Consider the following 22997-nt stretch of genomic DNA (forward strand, 5'->3'; position numbering starts at 1 on the left):
GCTCAATGTACATTCCCTCCTCGAGATAGTAATTGTGTTAGATACTGTGGATGACTTTCTACTAAATTTCTTTTTGGTTCACCTAATCGAATGAGCCAGAGATAAATGGTCAATGAAATTTTTGAATTTTTACGAATGAACCATGTTCCCATTACGCTAGCTACTAATAAGATGACTAAGAGTAGAATCCCCATTGAAATAGATTGTTGGATTCCAACTGGGAGCGCATTTTGCAAAAGCCGCTCAAAGGTAATGTGCACCATTTGGAATACAGTGGCTGCTCCTATGAATAAAATAATCCCGGTAATCCGTCCAATATGACCCGTTCCAAAAGCAATAAGCTGTATCCAAGCAAGTACTACAGACCACCCTAATATTAAAGCGCTTACTAATTGATAGCCTTCAGTTGGAGAAGTCAGCCAAAAGGCAACGCCCAATAATAACCCTAAAATTCCACCAATCATCATCCATACATATGAAGATGGCTGAACCTTATATGTGATCGGTTCATGTTGCCCAGCAGCAGAACCAGCTTGTAAGAATAATGTTGATTTAAACAAACCATGTAACACTGCATGTGTAATAGCCGCTAAATAGGCTCCTAAAGCGCATTCGATCAACATAAAACCCATTTGTGCAATAGTAGAACCTACAAGCTGGCGTTTGTAATCAACTTGTACAAGCATAATTCCTGTGCCGACTAATACGGACACACTGGACAATACAAGTAAAACAACTTGCACTGAATTCCCATCGAAAAGGGGTGCAAAGCGTGTCAGCATCATACTACCTGCATTGACAATGCCCGCGTGCATGATTGCAGATATAGGTGTCGGTGCCACAACCGAGTCTAACAACCAGCGTTGGAAAGGCCATTGTGCTGCTGGAATAATCGTCGATACGAGTAACAATAGATTGATACCCGTTTTTTCCCATGCGTTGAATTGTGAAAGACTATCCTGACGAAGGACTTGAGATAACTGCCAATGTCCCGTCACTTGTTCAATCCATACAATTGCGACCAGCAAGATCACCCAACTAATGACAAAATAACGCCCTGAAGTTTTAGAAGCATGACGAGCTACTTTCCATTCTTTTCTTAATCCTATGAGTAATGTTAATCCTAGAAGTGTAAGACCCCATCCGATCAAAAGCAACCGCAGATCGTCACTTAGCCAGGCAAGTGAATCTACAACTGTTGTAGCTGTTAAAAGCGCAAAATATTTTCGATAAGATCGATCCCCCAGTAAATAATGAACTGAATAACGTTGTACAATGAGTCCAATTGTTAAAACAAATGTCGACCATAGCCATGATAAAGAATCAAAATGCCAAGGCCCTATTATCACATTCTCATTGTTAAAAACTAATGCCATGAAGGCAACAATTGGCGATAAAGCAATGATACCTATATGAACATGGACATAATTGACAGGAACTTTTGGGATTAAAATAATAAAAGCACTGCATATGGAAAGCATTAACAATAAAAAAAATACTGTCGACCATGAAATGGAACCTAATAAATTGAACATTCAACTTCCTCCTGTGAAATTGATGAAAGGTAAAATCAAAATTCTTTTAATAGTGTTATTTTCAATCTAATCAAATAAAAAACCGACAATCTCTCATTCTAACGATCTTTCATCATTAGAATTTAGAAATTATCGGTTTACTTTTAACTAGCCCATTGTTTGGGATTTAAATAGCCTACCTATTATAACAGTCTTCCAGCAATAGCATGGAAGCACCTTGAAATAGCTGTAATATTAGTATATGGACATACTTTTTCAAATCATCATATTCGTATATAACGCTTTGCTAAAGCATTCTATATAATCAATTACTTCTTAAGATATGTTTATTGATTATTATTCTAATGTTCATAAAGGATTCTGTCAAGGTGTAAATTAAAACAGTTAGCCAATATTCGACATTGTTGTAATACAGAATAAATATGGAAGTAGATTCCTTGTATGTATGAACTAAATTGTTCTAAGCGTGGATACAATTTATTTTTCCGTGGATTGGATGGCAATTATCGTGGATGGAAGGTTATTCCCCATGGATTGGACAATATTTCCCGTGGATGGAGGGGCAGTTTCCGTGGATAGGCAACTTTTTCGTAGATCGAAGGGCAGTTTCCATAGATGGGCAACATTTCTCGTGGATCGAAAGCTATTTTCTAAAGTCAAATCGGATACTATTTAAACATATAAATCAACTTCTAAAGCAATTAAGTCATTAATAATAAAATATTTTTTGTATGAAAATGATAATTATTATCAATAATATAGATATAAAAGGATAACCCGAAAAGGTTATCCTAATAATAATTGCAAAATTATTTTGTTGGTTCAAATGTTTTACAATCTGTTTCTTCAGTAGTAGAGGCCTGATTCCCTCTATTGCTGACTACATAGATTTCATGAGCAGAACATTGATTTCCATTTTTCCAAAACGTACAATTGCTTACTTCACAAAGAACATCCTTTGCCATCATACAACACCTCCTTTGTAGCTAGTATTGACAGGAATACAAAAGTTGATACGCTCAAAGAAAGTGTCCATTATTTGATGACTAGGATCATTGGAGACCATAAAAAGAAATTTTTCACCTTAAAAAATTAACCGAACAAAAAGATCATAGATGATGAACCTATGATCTAATTGTTTCCAATTCTTTATTTGAATATGCAATTTTTATCCCGCCTTAACGAGCAGTAGTACTCCCACCTCAAAATTCAGCAAAAGTAAAGGAGTTAGGGAAGAAATCAACTGCCGCATGCACCCGATTGGTTCGGGCCAACAAGAGGTTGGTCCCTCAGATGTTGCCACAGGACGTGGCGCTTTTAACCTGAGTTCCTCTCCATCAATGGTGGATGAAAAAACCCCACTGATGAAAGTTTCACTTTATCGTTTTACATTCCTGGAATCCAACCAGGTCTATGTAGCATTTTCCACATTGGATCTGGAATGACCAGTTCTTTTTGTTTTGATTTATCTATTTTTGTTGGGATATTGTGATCTCCTGCTTCAGCTTTTTGTACCCAGTCTGGTTCGATTAAAAGTTCTCTTCCTAGAGCGAGCAAATCGATTCCTGATTCACTTGCTTTTTCAGCATCCTCTAATGAATAGATAGAGCCAACACCGATTAACGGGGTACGTCCATGAATCGTCTCCAACAAGATTTCAACACGTGTTTTATTTTTATCTCCACTAAAACGATGAGGTTTTGTGAAGAATTCTCCTTGTGATACATGTAAATAGGTTAACTCCTTACCTGCAAGAGCATCAATAAGCTTTACTGTTTGATCCATTGTAATCCCAGTTTCTTCTTCCTCTTCCGGAGAAAATCGATATCCAACGATAAATGGTTCCTTAGCATATTTTTCCGCAGCTTTTTTTACTTCATCGACAACTTCTAATGGGAAACGCATACGATTTTCGAGTGAACCACCATATTCATCGGTACGTCGATTTGTATAACCTGAGAAAAATTGTTGAAGTAAATACGTATTTGCACCGTGAATTTCAACACCGTCATACCCAGCTTCAATCGCACGACGAGTTGTTTCACCGTATGCTTTAACAATTTCTTTAATTTCTTCTATTGTTAAAGGGCGTGGCGTCGCATTGCCTGGAAATGCGACATCGCTAGCACTAACGATTTCACCATTCGGTACTTCTTCAGGAATAGAACGTCTGCCGCCATGATAAATTTGTAATACTGCTTTTGCTCCGCCTTCATGTATAGCGTCCGCTACTCGTTTCAAACTTGGAATAAATTGATCTGAAAATCCGGCAAATTGACCTGGAAATCCTTTTCCATTTTCTGTAATATGCGTACAAGCTGTCACAACCAGACCAACACCTTTTGAGCGACGCGCATAGTATGCTACCTCTGAATCTGATACTGTACCATCAGCATTACTCGAATAATTCGTCATCGGTGCCATTACAACACGATTTTTCAAAGAAATACCATTTGAAAATGTATAGCTTTCAAATAAATTCATCATTTCTCAGCTCCTTAAGAGAATTTTAAGTTGGAAGTTGTTTACTTCTTCTATCGTATTCGTCCAAAAACTTTATGTCAAAAGATTAGATTGAGCACCATTTTGATGAAAAAAATCTATCTTATATTAGCTTTAAAAAAAGCAAAACTAGCTGTTTATTAAGAATAATTTTCATGAAGAACATCCATTTTATGCGAAGTAATTGATCTAAGCAATCATTTTCAAAACATGGCTGATATAATCATCAATAATTACTTTCTTAAATGTCTTCAATCGTGCTATTCTTTTCAGCATCCTCAATCATCCAATCAGCAGCAGTCCATAAATCAGGAAATATGGCATCCGCAAGCGGATCATTTTCACCTAAAAATACACCTTTCGTACCTGCCCTTTTACCAGCAATAATATCTTTATCGGTGTCTCCTACCATATAGGACTTTGTCAAATCCACATGATATTTTTGAGCGAGATCTTCAATGAGTTTGCTATTTGGTTTGCGGCATGCACAACCTGCCCTTGGTTTATGAGGACAATAAGCCACTTCATCGATAGTCGCTCCGTTTTTCTTTAATTCATCTATCATATATTGATGTATGTGAATAAGTTGCCTTTCTGACATAAACCCTAGACCAACTCCCCCCTGATTGGTCACAACAAATAGATAATCAAAATGAGCATTTAATTTTTGGATAGCCTCCGGGACACCTGGTAAGAAGTAAAGATCCTCTGGAGAATTTACAAATTTCACTCGTTCTGTTAAAACTTCATTTATAACGCCATCTCGATCTAAAAACACAGCTTTTTTCAATTTCATCACATCCTCCATTATCATTAGTAAGATCTCTTTCTTAAAGTGAAGCTTCCACCAGTGGGGGTTTTCTTCATCCCCCACTGATGGTTAGCTAAACCAATCGGACTTTTACGGGCAGTTCATCCCCCATCTATCTTCTCGTTTCTCTCCAAATCTTGAGATGGGGGTCTTACTGCCCGTTAAAGCGGGATAAATCAATCAATTCTGTTATTATACAAGGTCTTATACAGTGGGGATTTTAACTGCCAGTTAATATAGAGATAAAATTATTTGCTCTTTTCCCTACTTTATTTGCTCTTTTTAATGATTTATTTGCCCCTTTCTCTATTTTATTCGCTCTTTCTAATGGTTTATTTGCTCTTTTTCCCATTTTATTTTCTCTTCGCAGTCTTTTGTTTGATAAAATAAAGTGAGGCTTCTTCCATCAGTGGAGGCTTTCTTCATCCCCCGCCTGTCTCGTTTCTCTTTAATCCTTGGTGGGATCTTACTGCCCGTTAAAACGGGATAAAAAAATGAATACACAACTGAAGGAAGATACCGATGAATCAATCACAAACACCTTTATTCGATGCTTTAGTACATTTTCAACAAAAAGAAAAAGTTTCCTATCATGTTCCAGGTCATAAAAATGGACAGATTTTTTTGGAAAAAGGAAAACCCTTCTATCAATCTTTATTATCCATTGATGCTACAGAATTGACAGGGCTAGACGACTTGCATGCACCAGAAGGCTCTATACTTGAAGCACAAGAACTTCTCACAGATTTCTATCAGTCTAAAAAAAGTTATTTTCTTGTTAATGGATCGACCGTGGGAAATCTAACAATGATTTTAGCCACATGTCAAGAAGGAGATACCGTCCTCGTGCAGCGCAACTGCCATCAATCGATTCTTCATGGGCTTATGTTAGCCAATGTCAAACCCGTTTTTATCGCTCCACAATATCACGAAAACTGGGGGATAGCTAGTGGGGTAAATTTTAAAATTGTGAAAGAAGCATTAATAGCCTATCCAGATACGAAAGCAATTATTTTAACTTATCCTAATTATTATGGTCTTGCCGAAGAGATAAGCCCAATTATAGCTTTAGCTCATGAGAAAAACATACCTGTTCTAGTTGATGAAGCACATGGCGCACACTTTATCATCGGAACTCCCTTTCCCAAAAGTTCACTTGCTATTGGGGCAGATATAGTTGTGCACTCTGCTCATAAAACGTTACCAGCCATGACAATGGGATCTTATTTACATGTCAATAGTCCATTGATAGATATCAAACAAGTTGAATTATATTTGCATATCTTACAATCGAGCAGCCCCTCCTATCCGATAATGGGTTCACTTGATCTAGCTAGAGCCTATTTAGCTTCATATTCTCAGCAGGATGTAGATTCGTTAATAAGAAAGATCGCTCAGTTTACAGCCCAATTAGCATCTATTCCTGAAATAGAAATATTAGAACCTCCAGTTGGCAGAGAGCTTGATCCTTTAAAACTGACGATCCAGTCAAAATGCGGACTTAGTGGCTATGAGTTACAAAAATTACTTGAAACAAAAGGTGTTTATACTGAATTAGCAGATTCTCAAAATGTACTATTTGTATTGCCTCTATTAAAAAAAGAGGAAGACTATCCTTTTAAACAAACGATCAATCAAATGAAAGAGGCTGTGAAAGGCCAGATTGGTGAAGCCATAAACGACTGTAATTGGAGGAATGCTCTAGAAGAAATTACATCACTATCTATGTCATACTCTGATATGAAACAGGCAATCAAACAACAAGTACCCTTACATAAGGCCATTGGAAAAATCTCTGGTGAAATGGTGATCCCATACCCTCCCGGAATCCCACTCATAATGTCTGGAGAATTAATCACTGAAGAAAAAATAAATACATTAAAAAATCTAATAACCCTTCATTCCCACTTTCACGGTGGAACGGCTTTAAAGGATGGAAAGCTCGTTGTTTATGAAGCGATGAAAGATTAGAGCGCTCCTTGTCTTGGACATCAAACTAAAAGAAAAACTCCTACACAGTGTTATATACTGCTAGGAGTTTTTTCTTTGTTGACAAGAACTATTTCAAGTTACCAGGTACTGATTTCATGATTCTTCCAGATTTCACTTTGCATACTGGAGAAGTTGCAGGGCGTAGAACGCGCATTCCTCTCACCCCCTTTCCAATTGCTCATTTTGGCTTAAAGCTAGAGCCTTCTATTTCATCTTAACATTAATCGGATTTAGTCGAGAAGCTTCTTCTATAGAAATCTAGTTAGACTGTTTCTTTTTGTAAGCTATTTCGCCAAACAAGATTCAATACTTTTTTAATATTTTTCTTTTCAGATGGACAAGGTCTTTCTCCAGATACTACTCGATACCATGGACAGTGATTTCCTTGACATACTGGACGATAGAAGCAAGATTGGCAGACTGAATCGGTTTCTTCTCCAGACATTACCCATGAAGCAATCTTATCATAGTCAAGATCCATCGTACCATCTGCATGGATATGACCCACGTGGTTTACTTCTTCATCTAATACGGTCGTGCATTTATATAATTGCCCGTCAGAGCCAATGACCATCGCATTTGGTTTTGCTGCATAGCAGACAGAGGCTGTTGGCATAAGTGCACCTGTGATCATATTACTCATGCTAAGTCCTTCATCCATTGCTGTTTCAGTAAATTCCCAGATTTTTTTGTTGGCTGTGATATGTGTACAAGTAGGGATTTCATCATTATGTTCTCCACCCCATCTGCCCACAGGACGGAAGAATAGACCAAAACGTTTGTCATCAGCAAAATAGTCTTTTAAGAACTGGATCAATTCGCCTGTTTCTCGTAAATTGTCTTCATCGAAGTTGACACGGATAGTCATATCAAATTGACCATCTACATCTCTAATAGCTTTTAGATTTTCAACAATTCTCTCAAATGTACCTTGACCACCAGCCATATGTCTACGGCTATCATGTACTGCTTGAACACCATCGATTGTTACCATATATTGGCGCACTTCCCATGATAGCAATTTTTCAAATACTTCTTTTGTTAAAAAGAAACCATTTGTTACGATGTCGGCAGAGTAATCTATTTTGTTTTCTTTTGCTTCTTGCATAAATGTATTGGATAATTCCTCGATAATACCCAATTCAAGTAATGGTTCACCGCCAAACCAGCTAATATGCAAATTATTTAAAGTAGAAGCTCGTTCCTTCACTAATGCTTTTACACCACTTTTTGTTTCATCTGTCATTTTTCCACGAGCAAATGTTTCGTAACAATACGTACAACGGAAATTACATTGTTCTGTCGTCATAAGGATTAGATGCAGCATATCTGTACGATGCATCGATTGGTGCAAATACTGTGCTCTTTTCTTTTCGTCCACATGACCCGGAACTAAATAACCATTATCAAACAAAGCTTTTTTTACTTCAGTATTTAATTCACTAGTACCTGTTCTTTTCAAAGAGGCCATTACCTCTTCTTTTTCTTCTGGTAAAAAGTCAACAATGGCGCCTGTATAACTATTGTATAAAATAACGCCACCATCATCCGTTTTAGACAATGCGTTAAATTTTGATGGAATATATGTATTCTTGTTCTCCATAATTCCATTCCCCCCTCTACATGATTGATCATCTATATCATCATAAGATGTCAATTGAATCTTTAAAAATAGTAAATGTTTCATCTGAACTGAATAAAATAAAGTGAAACTTCACACAGCGAGGATCCTCATTCCCCACTGCATACTGCATATTAATTGAATCAATTGGGCTTTTATAGGCAATCGATCTCCTATTTATCCTCTACTTAAGGTACTGAAAAACTATAACATCCCCATTTTATCGATAAAGATTCATCTATTATTTCCTTTTACGAACCCAAATGATCAAGTTTTTGGAGAGAAATTAATTTTTTCAGTATTTCTTGAATCTTATAATAAGGAGCTTATGCCTGTTTATGTGGGCTAAACATATGCAAAATGTTAAAATTTGCTCTAAAAAAAGCAAATACAGCTTATTTATAATAAAGCAAAAAAAAACATTACACAATATATTGCTCAAAGAAAATGATAAGCCATCATTTATAGGCAATTCTACTTTATCATAACACTATACTCCACTATCCAATAAATTATGATAGAAAAATGAAAATATGCTAAGTAAATCAAAAGTTTTATAACCCAATTACCTTTCTTATGTAATGATAAAAACTGCAATGATGCATGATCATTGCAGTTTTTTCTTCTATTATTTAGAACATTATTTTACTTTAAGAATTTCTACTAATTTTTCTAATTCACCGGAAAGTTCAAATAACTTATTAGAAGCGTTGAACATATTATTAACGTTTTCCTCTTGAGCCTGCATTTTTTCACTAATAGAATCAGAAATCGTTTTGTTGGTGAAAGAAATATTCTCTAATTCTTGAGAAGTAGCCGTGATTTCTTCTGCATTTGCAGAAATTTCTTGAGCAGATGCTGATACTTCTGAAATATCTTTTGCCACTTCGTTTGTATAGGTTTGAATCTTATCGAAGATTTTTCCGGTATCTTGAACAATACTTACACCTTGAACAATGTCCTTATTTCCAAGCTCGATCAATTTAGCCGCAGTATCTGTGTCAGTTTGAATTTCTTCAATAATTTTAGCGATCATTTCTGTAGAGCCTCTTGACTCTTCTGCTAATTTCTTGACCTCTTCTGCTACAACTGAGAATCCTTTACCAGCTTCACCAGCTCGTGCTGCTTCAATTGCAGCATTTAAAGCAAGAAGGTTTGTTTGATCAGCAATGGAACTAATAATTGTAAGGAAATCTTGAATCGATTGTGAGCGATCCTTAAGTTGGACGATTGCATTTGATGTCTTTTTAAACGATGTATTAATCGTTTCCATTTGTTCAGCTAAATTATTGATTGATTTGGATCCTTCTTTTGTTATTTCATTCATCTCTATAGAAGAACTGCTAACATCCGAAGAATTACCAGCAATGATTTGGATGGAAGATGCCACCCCATCTATTGCAATGACCGTATGAGAAATAGATTCCTTTTGAGTATTCATTCCCTGGTTCATATTCTCAATATCATGAGTAATTTGGATAGAATCTTCTTCAGTTTGCTGTGCCCCTTGATGCAAAACAGTTGTTGCGTTGTTAATGTGAGCTGAAGTTTCTTTCACTTTAGATATAAGCTGCTCTATATTATGAATGACTTTGTTAAAGAGCTTGACGATCTGTCCAAATTCATCGTCCTTTTCTACCTTTAAATTGATATCGAAGTTCCCATTACCCACTTCATTTAATCCTCTTACCAACTCTTCCAGTGGTCTAAATGATTTTTTTGTATGTAACACTTGTAGAATGATGATTAAGATTAAGACCGGTAAGAAAACAAATAGTGTCATTTGCAATAATTTCACTTGACTTTCATGGAATAAGCTTGCGTTTACATCCACTCCAAAGTAAGCAAAGATTTTACCATTTTCATCTTTTAGTGGATATAGTTCTGTAATCCATGTACCAATGGAATCATTATAAATTTTCGTTGAAACCATTGCTTTTTCTTGTTTCATTTTTTTAATAGCTGAAACAATGACATCTGGTTGTGGATAAGGATCCCCTATATTGACATCACTTTCTTTTAAAGCCTTGATCAATCCAGTTGGAGCACTGACTAGAGGTGTCTTATTTCCATCAACAATGTCTGAGCTAAAAACATAAGCCTGTGCAACTTTGTTATTGGTTTTTGAAATATTATCAAAAAATTCCATTAACTTTTGTTGGTCTTCTGAATCTGAATCTTCCTTCATTGCCTTTTGGATCATATCGACATCCAATTCCTTAGCCCATGTTGTCGAAATTTTCTTTGCTTCTTTTGTAATGTCATCTTTTAAGATGCTTGAGAAAACAAAGTAACTAGAAAGGCTAATGGCTACAGCGATGAATATGGAAATGACAACTGAAATAGAAATATTTCTGAAAACAAATGATTTACTTTTTCTCATGACTTTTCTCCTTACTCTTTAAAAATAACAGCAAACCTATTATACTATTACTACATGTGATTTTGTATTCTTTTATAATAAAATAGTCTTACAATTTTTCTAATATACAATAAAATGGACTTAAAAATTTCACGAATAAAAAGAGGGATAAAGTATGATTTCAAATAATAAAAAAGTACATATGACGATTATTGACAAATTTTACGAAATTGTAGGCGATTCACCAAAAAAATCAGCCATTTCTATGAAAGATAAATCTTTGACCTATAATGACTTAAATGAGCTGTCAAACAATATTGCTCACCATCTCATTGCACAAGGTATTCAAAAGGGAGACTTTGTGGGCGTATTCCTCAATAGAAGCATTGAGGGAATCATTAGTCTATTAGGCATTATGAAAACAGGTGCTGTCTATGTACCAATCGACCCAGCTTACCCGGATGAAAGAATTCAATATATGATGGATGATACATCCTGCAAACTAGTCATCACAAATTCTCTTCATCACGGAAAATTGAAAAATATCGGATTTGATAAAAAAGTATATACTGTTGATCATATAGAAGCAAACGCTCAAAATATCCAATGCTCTCAACTAGATGAATCAGATCTAGCTTATGTGATCTATACTTCTGGCTCTACAGGAAATCCAAAAGGAACTTTGATTAAACATAAAGGTGTTCTAAACTTGGCAGAATGGCTTGGAGAACATTATCGTTTTAATGACGCTACTGTTATTTCTGAATTTGCTTCCTTTAGCTTTGATGCATCTATCATCGATATTTTCCAAGCCCTTTTAAATGGCGTTCGTTTACATATTTTATCTGAGGATTCTAGAAAGGATCCTATTCGTTTGATCGATGAAATTTCTGACGAGCAGATCACCAATATGATATTGCCAACTGCTTATTTCCGTAATATGACGATTTTATTGAAAGAAGAAGATTTACCAAAACTATCTTCTCTAAAAGTGATTGCACTTGCGGGTGAAGCTCTGACTGGCGAGATGGTCCGACTTTGGCAACAAAAATTTGGTTACTCCATCAAAATAAGCAATTTCTATGGACCTACTGAAACAACTGTCATGGCATCCTTCTATGATATTGAAGGAAAATGGCCGGAAGATATGGCAAATGTACCAATAGGGAAACCGATTCAAGATTTTCATCTATATATTGTGAATGAATCGGGGGAAATGTGTAAAACAAATGAATCTGGAGAACTTTTAATAGAAGGGCCTGGGTTATCAGTCGGCTATCTTCACAAACCAGAAAAAACAGCCCAAGCATTCATCGATCATCCAACTAAAAAAGATACAAAACTTTATAAAACAGGAGATATCGTTCGATTATTAGATAATGGCAATATAGAATTTGTTGGAAGAAACGATCATCAAGTGAAGATTCGAGGACATAGAGTTGAAATTGGTGAAATTGAAGATAAAATGTTGAAGATTCCATTTTTAAAAGAAGTTGCTGTTATACCAAAACAAGTAAAGAATCAGGAAAAAGAATTATTTGCCTTTTATACTTCTAAAACAAACACAACAATAGATAAGAGTACAATCTTTCAAGAACTAAAAAATACACTACCAGATTACATGATTCCAAGCTATTTTATCCAACTAGAAGAAATGCCTATTGCTCCAACTGGAAAGATAGACAGAAAGCTTCTAGCAATCCTTGATTATGATCAACTTCAATCTGCCAATATCATTGAGCCAAGAAATGAAACAGAACGTATACTGGCGCAGGCGATATGTGATGAATTGGAGATAAAAAAAATCGATACGACAGAGGATTTGTTTACAAATGGATTAAATTCTTTGAAAGTGTTAAATGTTTTAGTGAAATTAAAACCAAATTATCCTAACATCAGTATTCAAGACTTCTACCAATACAGATCAATTGAAAAAATAGCTCAATTTATTTTAACGGATACAGCTATTCATGATGGACATGCCAACGATGAAGGGATGCTAGTTAAAAGCAATCTCATCGAACATCCAATTTACACAAAACCTCTTGTTGACTGTTCTCAACAAATGAAAGCAAAGATCAATACTATACTTTTAACAGGAGCTACAGGTTTCCTAGGTAGCCATATTTTATATGATTTATTAAAAAATACAACGGCCCAAATTTTTTGTTTAACTAGAGCGAAAAGTATAGAAGAAGCAAAAACAAGATTAGAAGAAACATTAAATTATTATTTCGATGATTACCCAAAATCTTGGCTATCACGCATTTATCCGATTATCGGGGATCTTTCAAAAAATGCTTTGGGACTTGGCGCCAAAACAAGAAAAGAACTAATAGTTCACCTAGACATGGTGATTCACTGTGCTGCTGATGTAAGACATTTTGGGGATGAAAGTCATTTTAATCATACCAATGTGAATGGAACGGAAGCATTATTAAAGCTTATTGAAGAAAATAAGAGCATTCGATTTATTTATATTTCTACAATTGGTATTCCTGATGATTTAGCACATTCAAACTTATGGGAAGAGTATATCAATACTAAACCTACAAATTTTTCTCATGCCCTTGAAAATGTTTATACAAGTAGCAAATTTGAAGCTGAAAAACTAGTTTATGATGCTATGGAAAAAGGTGCATTAGCAACGGTTTGCCGAATGGGAAATCTAACTGGTCACTCTGTCACTGGAAAATTCCAAAAGAATATCAATGCCAATGCATTCTATCGCATGTTAAAAGCAGCCATGACACTAGAAAAAATGCCTAAATTCACTTCTCTGATTGATCTTACACCAGTAGATCTTGCTAGTAGATCCATTGTGGAGATAGCTATGAATCATGAAACGATCAGAAGAACATTCCATATCGTTGATCCTAAACCAATATCATTTGTTCAGTTTATGAACCATCTGAAAGAGCTTGGTTATGAAATAGACTTGGTCGATAAGAAATCCTTCTCCGATTTATTCTTACCAGAAAAAGGTTTAAGTAAGGAAGACCTTCAATTAGCCGTAAGTATCTTAGAGGGAGAGGGTGTAAAGGATTCATTGCTCCGCTGGGACTGCACACAAACACAAAATTATACGAGCGGAATTTCCTTTGATAAGAAAAATTATCTTTCACTGCTTGTTCAACATGGAGAAAATGTCGGATATTTTCCAATTCTAAAAAGGAAAGAGTTCGCTTTCTAGAACAATGGAAGGTCATCAAAATATGGTTGTGTTAGCTCTGACAAGATACATTCCAATCGCCGAGCAAAGCTTTTCTGCCCTTTTGGATCAATGTACAATAGATGAGCGAAAGTCAGTCTTTGCCTACAAACACCTAGAAGATCAATTGCGCTCTTTGCTAGCTATCACACAATTAAAATATTGTTTTAAAACAAATTTTGAAAAAAATATAACGATCATCAAAAATCGTTACGGCAAACCCAAAGCTGTCAACTGGGCTGGGGATATTAGTATCTCTCATTCTAAAGAATGGATATTGACAGGAATAAGTACCCATGGAAATATTGGAGTAGACATTGAAGATCTACATCCTTTCCCATTGATAAAGGGTTCAGAGATCATTTTTTTATCTGAAAATGAATTGAGTTCATTTCGATCCATACAAAATAGACCCGCTGCTCTTGATTATTTGTTAACGATATGGACATTAAAGGAAGCTTATCTAAAGGAACTAGGAAGTGGATTCATCAAGACAAATCCCACCTCTCTGTCCTTTAATGATCGTTTTAAAAATAATGAGAAATGTTTTACTTATAACGGACTTACTGGCGTTAGTACTTTATATACGTATCGCATGGATGACAGAAATGCCCGAGTTTCCGTTTCAATTTCTGGAAAAGTCGTCCCACGCATTCAATTTTATCAAATAAATCACCAATCATTTTTAGATGAATTATTATAGAGATTAAAAAGCTGTATTGATTTTTCATTACAGCTTTTTATACTTTACGAATTTGAATTGCTTCATCGGAATTGACACCTGTACGAAGGAATTGAGCATGCATTTTCTAGGACTTGAGCAAGCCCTATATAAATGGAACCAAAAATGCAAAATTTTTTAGAATCACACCAAATATTCATCCTATTTCTCCTACTCAACACGACTGCTATGCAAAATTTCTATTCTATATCTGTTATCCTACTTCCCCATATATTTTTCAGTTCAAAAATTTTATCTAAGAAATAATAAGGAATCATTTTCCTGTTTTTAACCATTTGGTGTAGTTCTTCTTTGTTTACCCATTTTACTGCTTGCACTTCATCTTCTTGTAACTGTAATTCTTCCAGCTTCACATCTTGAGTAATCATATAATAATCGTCAAATCCATTTGAAAAATTAATCGTAAATCTTGGTCACTTTCTAAAACTTTCAATGAAGGTATTGCAAAAACTCTAAAGGAGTGCTACGATATCTTTAATTTAAATATTCACTTATTTCAATATTTCTTTGAAGTAAGGATAGAGGAGCAAAGACCATCAGTATACAATTGGAGGATAATGAGATCCGTCGATGATTGTGGAAAGGGGAATTTGCCGAAGTGGAGAGAATCTCATTCTTCTCAAAGCTGGTTCTGTTGTTGAATAAATACAGAACTGTCATGTAGTAGAAAACTATATGGAGGGCTATCTACGCACAGAAATGATTTTGTTTCTACTGCAACAACGTAGCCTCGTTGTTGCTTTTTTGCGTTATCTTACTAATTGCCCTTCTCCCTCTATTATGTTGATAAAAAAATCATGAAGGATGTGGAGAAGTAATGAATTTTGGACAAGTTTTAACCGCTATGGTGACGCCATTTGATCAAAACGGGGAAATTGACTTTCCCGCTACAGAAAATTTAATTCATCATTTAATCTCAAACGGTACGGATGGAATTGTAGTTGCTGGTACAACTGGAGAATCTCCTACCTTATCCGCAGAAGAAAAAGTAGAATTATTTAAATTTGTCGTAAAAGTAGTCAATGGAAAAGTACCAATCATTGCTGGAACGGGCTCAAATAATACAAAAGCTTCAATCGAATTAACAAAACAAGCTGAAGATGCTGGTGTTGACGCAATCATGCTGGTTGTTCCATATTACAACAAACCTTCTCAAGAAGGCTTATACCAACACTTTAAAACAATTGCTGCAGCAACTACACTTCCAATTGTTTTATACAATATCCCTGGAAGAAGTGTTATCAATATGGCTGTGGATACAGTCGTTCGTCTTTCACAAATTCCTAACATCGTTGCCATTAAAGAAGCAAGTGGGAATTTGGATGCGATGGCACAAATCATTGAACAGACACCAGAAGATTTCTCACTATATAGTGGTGATGATGGTTTAACTTTACCAATATTATCAATCGGTGGTGCGGGTGTTATTTCAGTAGCATCCCACATCATTGGAAATGAAATGCAAGCAATGGTGAACAACTTTAAAAATGGAAAATTGAAAGAAGCAGCACAGGAACATCGTAGACTTCTTCCTATTTTCAGAGGATTATTCGCAGCGCCAAATCCATCACCTGTTAAAGCAGCATTAAATTTAAAAGGAGTTTCTGTCGGCGGCGTCCGCTTACCGATTCTTCCTTTAAACACTGATGAATTGAGTGCATTACAAGAAGTATTGAAAGTAGTAGATCAAAAAGAAGAAGTTGTTTTATAAAATCTTAACGGAGCGAACCTATCAATATGTCATAAAAAATGACAAATCCCCCATACATTCATTCCTGTATGGGGGATTTTCGTATGTCGCCTTTTCTCACACTAAAACATAGAATAATTTAGGCATCAATACATCAATATATTTACACATCTCAAATATTTATACTTTAAAATCATTGATGATATCTTCCAGACCCTTCGCCAAATGATTTAATGCAAGTGCCTCATTTGTAACATTATCCATAGATGCTAATTGTTCTTCAGTGACAGCTGAAATCTGTTGCATTGTTCCAGCGAATTGTCCTGAAATCGAAGAGATTTCCTTCATTCGGTCGACCATATTCTTTGTTTCTACACTTACATTATCTACGATAGACGAAACGTCATTGGTTTCGTTCGTGACGTTTTGAACGGCTTTTACAATGTTTTCAAAAGATTCTTCGGTTTGATTGACCATTATAATGCCTTCTTTTAATACTTTTAATCCTTGATTCATCGATAACGCGACATCATCTGTTTCTTCTCTTATCTTATCGGTTATTTCTTTTATTTGCATAACTGCTTGTTCTGATTGATCAGAGAGTTTTCGAACCTCTTGTGCAACAACAGCAAAACCTTTTCCCTGTTCACCTGCACGTGCAGCTTCAATTGCCGCATTTAATGATAGAAGATTGGTTTGACTGGATATTTCACTTATTAAATTCAAAATTTGATCGATATCCTTTGATTTTAGCTGTAATGACTCCAGCATCTCAGCTGTATTTTCAACCGTTTTTTCGACTAAGGATATTTGCTCGACCGTATTATTCACTAACTGATTTCCTGAATTTGCTATTTGTAATGCGCTATTTATTGAATTTTCGACGCTATGAATAGATTGACCAGTATGAGTCATTTTAGTTGAGATATGAGAAACTTTTCCTGAAGCTTGTGTCGCAGATTCAACTTGTACTTCTGTTCCACTCGCTACTTCTTCAATTGCTATAGAGACTTGTTCTATAGCCTGTCTAGATTCTGAAGAAGTGATTTTTAATCTATCAGAAGTTTGCGTTACCTGTTTTGCACTCGATTCTACATGAGTCATTAAAGATTGAAGTCGATCTGCCATCTGGTTAAACCCAGTGGATAATGCATAGATTTCTTTACTAGATTGACCTATCTTTATCCTTGCTTGTAAATCTCCTTGAGATATCTTATCCATTAATTTTTTTAAAGAAAGAACTGGTTTGGTCACTTTACTGATCAACATAAATCCGATAATGCTTGCGATTAGCACCGTAAAAAGCGTAATACCTATCATTAAATTTCTATAGCTATATACAGGCTTTAAATACTCTTGGTCGTTTAATGCAATGACATATACAGATTGATCTAGTTCTACTTGAAAAGAAAGGGCATAAGTCACCCCGTTATCATGTATGATTCCATTTTTTTGTTGATAAAGTTTCTTGGCAAAGCTAGAAGAAAGTTTTGGTATCTCACTCTTAAATTGGTTAAAGGGCTCAGCCTTTCCTTCCTTTGTTATTTTAAATTGCATAGGCGTTAAGGACGCTGACTTAAAACTACTTCTATTTTGAGTTAGTGCATAGGATAATTTATGATCAAATTCTTCTGCAGTGGATGTCGATTTTAACATGGTGATTTTTTGATTGATCACTTCGGCTGAAGAAAGCATCTGCTGCTCAGTAGAGTGAATGATAACATTCTTGTTTTTATCGTAACTTACAAATGCAATAATGCTAGAAGATAAAATAATAATTAAAATAATGGGAGCCATCAACATTATTCGAAAGCTAAATTTATGTATTTTTAACATAGATTCAATTCCCTCTTTTATTAGTCGACTTTATTTCTTTTTGTCATTGAACGTTCAAATAATTCCATTTAACATATTTAACCACACGAATATTAAGCTAGTATCATTTTATTATTAAACATAAAAAATAGATGTGCTAATTATCCAATTTAATCCATAGAAAGGGAAATTCGTTGATTGCAACAAAGACTTGCCCGCTTTCCAATAAAGTGAAGCTTCCATCAGTGGGGGTTTTCTTCATCCCCCACTGATGGTTAGCTAAACCAATCGGACTTTTACGGGCAGTTGATCCCCCACTTATCTTTCTCGTTTCTCTCTACATCTTGAAGTGGGGGTGGGGGTCTTACTGCCCGTTAAAGTGGGATAACTGCTATCCACAACACTTACTAAAAAGACTACTTTCCCCTAAAATTTAGAGATACAGTAGTCTAATAAAGTGCATTTTATGTTTGTAACAAGTTAGCTTATTAGTTTACTTTTTACCTTTTTTGGTTTTGCGCCTACCGAGCCTTTAAAGCGTTTATCCAATAATTTAGCAATTAAACGTGCTGCAATATTAAATACAAATACCATGATAATTAATATCGCTGCTGATTTTGTCGCAATTTCACGAGCATCTGGAACAATACCTTCAGAGTTTAACTTCCAAATATGAACAGCAAGAGTTTCAGCAGGTCTAAATATATTAAAAGGATTAACAGGGCTATCAAGAGGAGCTGCCGCATTTAGTGTAGGAGTCGTTAAACCAGCTGTGTAAATGAGTGCTGCTGCTTCTCCAAAAATCCTTCCGGCAGTTAAAATAACACCGGTAATAATTTCCTGAATAGCAGTAGGAATCAATACTTTTGTGATGGTTTGCCACTTAGTTGCGCCCAACCCAAGACTTGCTTCCTTTACACTCGCTGAAACCGAACTAATCGCCATCTCACAAATTCTCGTTAAGTTTGGGAGATTTAAAATAGTCAGCACTAACGCACCACCTACTAATGTATACCCCCAATCTGCTAATGTTACAAAAACTAGCAAACCAAACAGCCCTACAACAATAGATGGTAGTGATGCCATTGTTTCGATACAAAGTCGTACAAAGTTTAAAAATCTTCCTTTTTTCGCATATTGAGATAGATAGATCCCAGCTCCCAATCCTAATGGGAAAGATACGATTAGAGAAATAACTAATAAATAGAAGGAATTGAATAATTGTGGTCCAATTCCGCCCCCTGCCATCGTGTTACTAGGAGCTCCAAAAAGGAAATCAGTATCCCAAAATCCCCATCCCATTGTAATAATTTTTTCAGCTATAAACACTAACAAGGCAATGACTAAAATAGCTATTGCATAAAAGATAGCTGTCCAGACATTGTTGACAATCCGAGCTTGATTGTTATGGTTTTTTTTATTGTTCATTTTGCATACCCCTTTTACCAATCATTCGAATGATTAAAATAAATAAGAAGGAAATGATCAATAAGATCATTGCTAAACTCCATAGAGCATCATTCCATGCTGTACCATTTAGGGTATTAGACATGTCCATAGTTAGTATTCCTGTTAAAGTAGAAGTTGGACTATACAAACTATCTGGTAATTTGACAGTATTACCGATAACCATTTGAACAGCTAATGCCTCACCAAATGCTCTGGCCAACCCTAATACGATAGCAGTTAAAATACCATTTTTGGCAGCTGGGATAATGATACGATGAATCGCCTGCCAACGAGTAGAACCCAAGCCATAAGAACCTTCCAAAAACTCAAATGGAACTCCTTTAACCGCGTCATCCGAAATACTTGCTATAGTAGGTAGAATCATAACACTTAGCACGATAATCCCTGCTAGTAAACTAAAGCCTACTCCACCCAATTGATTCCGTAAAAATGGAACAAGAATTGTAACCCCCAAAAACCCATAAACAACAGAGGGGATACCTAAAAATAATTCAAGAACAGGCTTTACAAAAGTGGAGCCAAATTTCGGCGAAATATAATTATTGAATATAGCAATCCCAAGTGCAATTGGTGTACTGATTAATGTAGCGCCAATCGATACCAAAGTAGAACCAACGATAAAAATCAATGCGCCATATGATTTATCCTTTGGATCATTTGGACTCCAATCCGTAGATGTTAGCATCTCCCACGGTGAAATATTGCCATGTAAGAATGATTGAAGACCTTTACCACAAATAAAAGCAATAATTGAAATAGTTGCAACAACAATGAGCAACCCACAAATGGTTACAATCGTTTTGCCAATATACTCATTTACAAAATAATTGATCGATTTTTTCTGCCCCTTCATCTTATTACCACCTTACTGACAAATAAAAGGAAGAGGCTGGCCAGTAGCCCCGCCCGCCTCTTCTTTTTATCCGTTATTTTCATTCAAAAACTGATTATTTTAATTCTGACATTGGGATATAACCCATTTTTTCCACTGTATCAGCAAAATCTTCACCAGATACAAAGTCAATAAATCCTTTTACAGCATCTTTAGGTTCACCATCAGTAATCATATATTCATATGCCCAGAATGGATATTTATTTGCTGCAACATTTTCAGTAGTTGGTTCAACATCGTTAATCTTCAAAACTTTTAAAGCATCCTTTTTGTCTCCTACTAAATAAGACATTGCAAGGTAACTAATAGAACCTGGTGTTGAGTTAACTGATTGTTCGACTGCACCGTTTGAATCTTGAGCTGTTCCAAGGCTATCGTCAATTTTAGCATCTTTCATAAGAATGGATTCGAATGTTGCACGAGTACCAGAAGAGGCTGGACGATTAATAACATTGATTTTTTCATCGTTTCCTCCAACATCTTTCCAGTTTTTAACTTTTCCTGAGAAGATATCTTGAATTTGTTTTTCAGTCAAAGATTCGACTTTAACATCTTTATTTACTACCATAGCAAAGGCAATCCCTGCTACTTTCGTATCAACAAGCTTGTCCGCTTTTGTTTTATCTTCTAATTTATCTGCTGAAGGAACATCAGAGTTACCGATATCGACAGCGCCAGAGGCTACTTGGTTTACACCAGTTCCGCTTCCCCCACCTTGTACAGTAACTGTAAGTTCTGGATTAGAACTTTGAATTTCATTTGCCGCTTCTTCAGCTAAAGGTTGAAGTGCAGTCGATCCAGCAGCTGTAACTGTTCCAGTTAATTCTGTTGAAGCCTCTGTTTTTTTGGAGTCATCAGAACCAGAAGTAGTGCTATCACTGTCTTTAGCATTTCCACACCCAGCTAAAGCACCTGCTAAGATTAATCCAACCATTGACATTTTTAAACCTGAAAACTTCACTTTTTTTTCCTCCCTTTATTAAATCCATCTTTTTTCTCTTCATTCCAACTTACAACCCTATCATAAAGGTGAATTGTTATCCTACTGTGTACAGAATATTAATTTAAAGTAAATGTATTTTCGAAAATGTAAATGTATATTTGTTTTTATCTCCTATACATTGCTAAACCAATGTTTCTTGATATATATTTGTAAATCCATTTACAACGGTAAAAAATAGAATCCTTCTACATTTGTGGGCATTCCGATAGTGTTGGAGAGTTCCCAATATATCTACGCATCCGTAATATGGGTATTTGCGACTTATTTCTTGAATATGTTGGATTGTCATTTTTTCGTTCATCAAGTCGTTATAAAATATAATAGAAATAAAGTTCCTCTCCATCAGTGGGGAGTTTCTTCATCCCCCACTGATGGAGAGGAACTCAGGTTAAAAGCACCACGTCCTGTGACCAACATCTTGTTGGCCCGAACCAATCGGACGCATACGGCAGTTGATCCCCCACCTGTCTTTCTCGTTTCTCTCTAAATCTTGAGATGTGGGTCTTACTGCCCGTTAAAGCGGGATAAGTTCATATCTCTCCATTTATAGCTGATGGCAATAAATACTTTTAACTTTTTAGCGATCTTTTTATAATGCCTACAAATACTTGAATCACATTTTCCAAGATAGCGAATACAATAGTGAAGAAGCCCAAGTAAAGGATGGGATGTATGTATAGTTCGTATTCATGTCCTTATTGTTATTCGCAAGCCATGCAAAATTTAGGTTATTATAATGGATATCCTTCCTTCACTCCATTTTATAATAATCCCTACTCTTATCAATTTGCCCCACATCCATTTGGAGGCACAGCATCACCTGATCATTTAATTGCTTTAGAGGATCATGGTCCAAAGCCTTTTGTTGTTGATTTAGAGAAAGCCACTGAACAAAACAATACGTATCGTACTGCCTTATGGACAGGTAACCATCTGCAGCTTACATTGATGAGCATCAATGTTGGAGAAGATATAGGTTTGGAGATTCACCCTCATCTCGATCAATTTATACGGATTGAAGAGGGGCGAGGACTTGTCCAAATGGGAAATCATAAAGACAACTTAAATTTCCAAAGAGAAGTATATGATGGGTTTGCATTCTTCATACCTGCTGGCACATGGCATAATCTTACGAACACAGGTGATAAGCCTATTAAATTGTATTCTATCTATGCACCCGTACAACATCCGCATGGTACTGTTCAACAAACAAAAGCAATTGCAGAAGCGGAAGAAAAACATTAAAGAAAATCGCTCAAACAGCAAAAATAGAGCACAAAGAACGTTGATTGACAACATTCTTCGTGCTCTATTTGATCATTCACGTGTAAAGATTGCCCTTCAAGCAACC

18 protein-coding genes and 1 riboswitch are annotated in these 22997 nt (G+C 35.7%); of the genes, 6 read left to right on the top strand and 12 right to left on the bottom strand.

The features are described from left to right. Positions 1 to 2: 2 nt before the first annotated feature. Both FEU33_RS13820 and FEU33_RS13825 read right to left on the bottom strand, forming a co-directional pair. The gene (locus tag FEU33_RS13820; RefSeq protein ID WP_146550074.1) at positions 3 to 1535 is read right to left on the bottom strand and encodes an NADH dehydrogenase subunit 5; all 1533 of its coding nucleotides are present in this window, start codon (positions 1533 to 1535) and stop codon (positions 3 to 5) included. A gap of 809 nt (positions 1536 to 2344) precedes the next feature. Continuing rightward, the gene (locus FEU33_RS13825) at positions 2345 to 2500 is read right to left on the bottom strand and encodes a DUF1540 domain-containing protein (RefSeq protein ID WP_146550075.1); all 156 of its coding nucleotides are present in this window, start codon (positions 2498 to 2500) and stop codon (positions 2345 to 2347) included. A gap of 285 nt (positions 2501 to 2785) precedes the next feature. Between FEU33_RS13825 and FEU33_RS13830 the strand changes: the two genes are divergently transcribed. After that, positions 2786 to 2980 (top strand): hypothetical protein, encoded by a 195-nt coding sequence (locus FEU33_RS13830; protein WP_146550076.1) that lies wholly within the window; start codon positions 2786 to 2788, stop codon positions 2978 to 2980. On the opposite strand, the gene FEU33_RS13835 is transcribed toward FEU33_RS13830, so the two are convergent. The 3 genes from FEU33_RS13835 to FEU33_RS19325 form a co-directional block, all read right to left on the bottom strand. Beyond that, on the bottom strand, positions 2922 to 4022 hold the full coding sequence (locus FEU33_RS13835) for an NADH-dependent flavin oxidoreductase (RefSeq protein ID WP_146550077.1): 1101 nt from the start codon (positions 4020 to 4022) through the stop codon (positions 2922 to 2924). The genes FEU33_RS13830 and FEU33_RS13835 overlap by 59 nt on opposite strands. A gap of 256 nt (positions 4023 to 4278) precedes the next feature. Then, positions 4279 to 4827 carry a D-glycero-alpha-D-manno-heptose-1,7-bisphosphate 7-phosphatase gene (locus FEU33_RS13840; RefSeq protein WP_146550371.1) on the bottom strand — a complete coding sequence of 183 codons (549 nt, stop codon included), beginning with the start codon at positions 4825 to 4827 and terminating at the stop codon, positions 4279 to 4281. Between the two features lie 241 nt (positions 4828 to 5068). Then, positions 5069 to 5200, bottom strand: a complete 132-nt coding sequence (locus FEU33_RS19325; RefSeq protein ID WP_280524863.1) for a hypothetical protein — start codon at positions 5198 to 5200, stop codon at positions 5069 to 5071. A gap of 170 nt (positions 5201 to 5370) precedes the next feature. Here FEU33_RS19325 and FEU33_RS13850 point away from each other — a divergent pair, with 170 nt between their 5' ends. Continuing rightward, positions 5371 to 6819: an aminotransferase class I/II-fold pyridoxal phosphate-dependent enzyme gene (locus FEU33_RS13850; RefSeq protein ID WP_146550078.1), complete on the top strand. Its 1449-nt coding sequence runs from the start codon at positions 5371 to 5373 to the stop codon at positions 6817 to 6819. A gap of 283 nt (positions 6820 to 7102) precedes the next feature. Here the strand turns inward: FEU33_RS13850 and FEU33_RS13855 are convergent, their stop codons facing one another. Both FEU33_RS13855 and FEU33_RS13860 read right to left on the bottom strand, forming a co-directional pair. Next, positions 7103 to 8443, bottom strand: a complete 1341-nt coding sequence (locus tag FEU33_RS13855) for a radical SAM/SPASM domain-containing protein (RefSeq protein ID WP_146550079.1) — start codon at positions 8441 to 8443, stop codon at positions 7103 to 7105. 658 nt (positions 8444 to 9101) lie between these two features. After that, positions 9102 to 10844 (bottom strand): methyl-accepting chemotaxis protein, encoded by a 1743-nt coding sequence (locus tag FEU33_RS13860; protein ID WP_146550080.1) that lies wholly within the window; start codon positions 10842 to 10844, stop codon positions 9102 to 9104. Positions 10845 to 10998: 154 nt separating this feature from the next. Here FEU33_RS13860 and FEU33_RS13865 point away from each other — a divergent pair, with 154 nt between their 5' ends. Together FEU33_RS13865 and FEU33_RS13870 are read left to right on the top strand one after the other, a co-directional pair. Continuing rightward, the gene (locus FEU33_RS13865) at positions 10999 to 14016 is read left to right on the top strand and encodes a non-ribosomal peptide synthetase (protein ID WP_146550081.1); all 3018 of its coding nucleotides are present in this window, start codon (positions 10999 to 11001) and stop codon (positions 14014 to 14016) included. 22 nt (positions 14017 to 14038) lie between these two features. Beyond that, on the top strand, positions 14039 to 14737 hold the full coding sequence (locus tag FEU33_RS13870) for a 4'-phosphopantetheinyl transferase family protein (RefSeq protein ID WP_186731432.1): 699 nt from the start codon (positions 14039 to 14041) through the stop codon (positions 14735 to 14737). Between the two features lie 218 nt (positions 14738 to 14955). On the opposite strand, the gene FEU33_RS13875 is transcribed toward FEU33_RS13870, so the two are convergent. Then, positions 14956 to 15144, bottom strand: coding sequence for an NUDIX hydrolase (locus tag FEU33_RS13875; RefSeq protein ID WP_146550083.1), 189 nt, complete (start codon positions 15142 to 15144; stop codon positions 14956 to 14958). 143 nt (positions 15145 to 15287) lie between these two features. Next, positions 15288 to 15470, top strand: a riboswitch (Lysine riboswitch). Between the two features lie 123 nt (positions 15471 to 15593). On the opposite strand from FEU33_RS13875, the gene dapA reads away from it, so the two are divergent. Beyond that, entirely contained in the window at positions 15594 to 16487 is an 894-nt protein-coding gene (gene dapA, locus FEU33_RS13880) for a 4-hydroxy-tetrahydrodipicolinate synthase (RefSeq protein ID WP_146550084.1), read from the top strand. 159 nt (positions 16488 to 16646) lie between these two features. Here the strand turns inward: dapA and FEU33_RS13885 are convergent, their stop codons facing one another. The 4 genes from FEU33_RS13885 to FEU33_RS13900 all read right to left on the bottom strand — a co-directional run bounded on the left by FEU33_RS13885 (position 16647) and on the right by FEU33_RS13900 (position 21583). Beyond that, complete coding sequence (locus FEU33_RS13885; RefSeq protein ID WP_146550085.1) at positions 16647 to 18302, bottom strand: methyl-accepting chemotaxis protein; 1656 nt, start codon at positions 18300 to 18302, stop codon at positions 16647 to 16649. Positions 18303 to 18761: 459 nt separating this feature from the next. Continuing rightward, a complete protein-coding gene (gene pstA, locus FEU33_RS13890) occupies positions 18762 to 19709 on the bottom strand; it encodes a phosphate ABC transporter permease PstA (protein WP_146550086.1) in 948 nt (315 codons plus the stop codon). Further along, complete coding sequence (pstC, locus tag FEU33_RS13895) at positions 19699 to 20604, bottom strand: phosphate ABC transporter permease subunit PstC (protein WP_146550087.1); 906 nt, start codon at positions 20602 to 20604, stop codon at positions 19699 to 19701. The genes pstA and pstC overlap by 11 nt, the downstream gene beginning before the upstream one ends. Before the next feature lie 94 nt (positions 20605 to 20698). Further along, a complete protein-coding gene (locus FEU33_RS13900; protein WP_146550372.1) occupies positions 20699 to 21583 on the bottom strand; it encodes a phosphate ABC transporter substrate-binding protein PstS family protein in 885 nt (294 codons plus the stop codon). A 735-nt stretch (positions 21584 to 22318) separates the two neighbouring features. On the opposite strand from FEU33_RS13900, the gene FEU33_RS13905 reads away from it, so the two are divergent. Beyond that, on the top strand, positions 22319 to 22891 hold the full coding sequence (locus FEU33_RS13905) for a cupin domain-containing protein (protein ID WP_146550088.1): 573 nt from the start codon (positions 22319 to 22321) through the stop codon (positions 22889 to 22891). Positions 22892 to 22997 lie beyond the last annotated feature (106 nt).

The organism is Rummeliibacillus suwonensis, assembly GCF_007896435.1.
GTDB classification, from domain to species: domain Bacteria; phylum Bacillota; class Bacilli; order Bacillales_A; family Planococcaceae; genus Rummeliibacillus; species Rummeliibacillus suwonensis.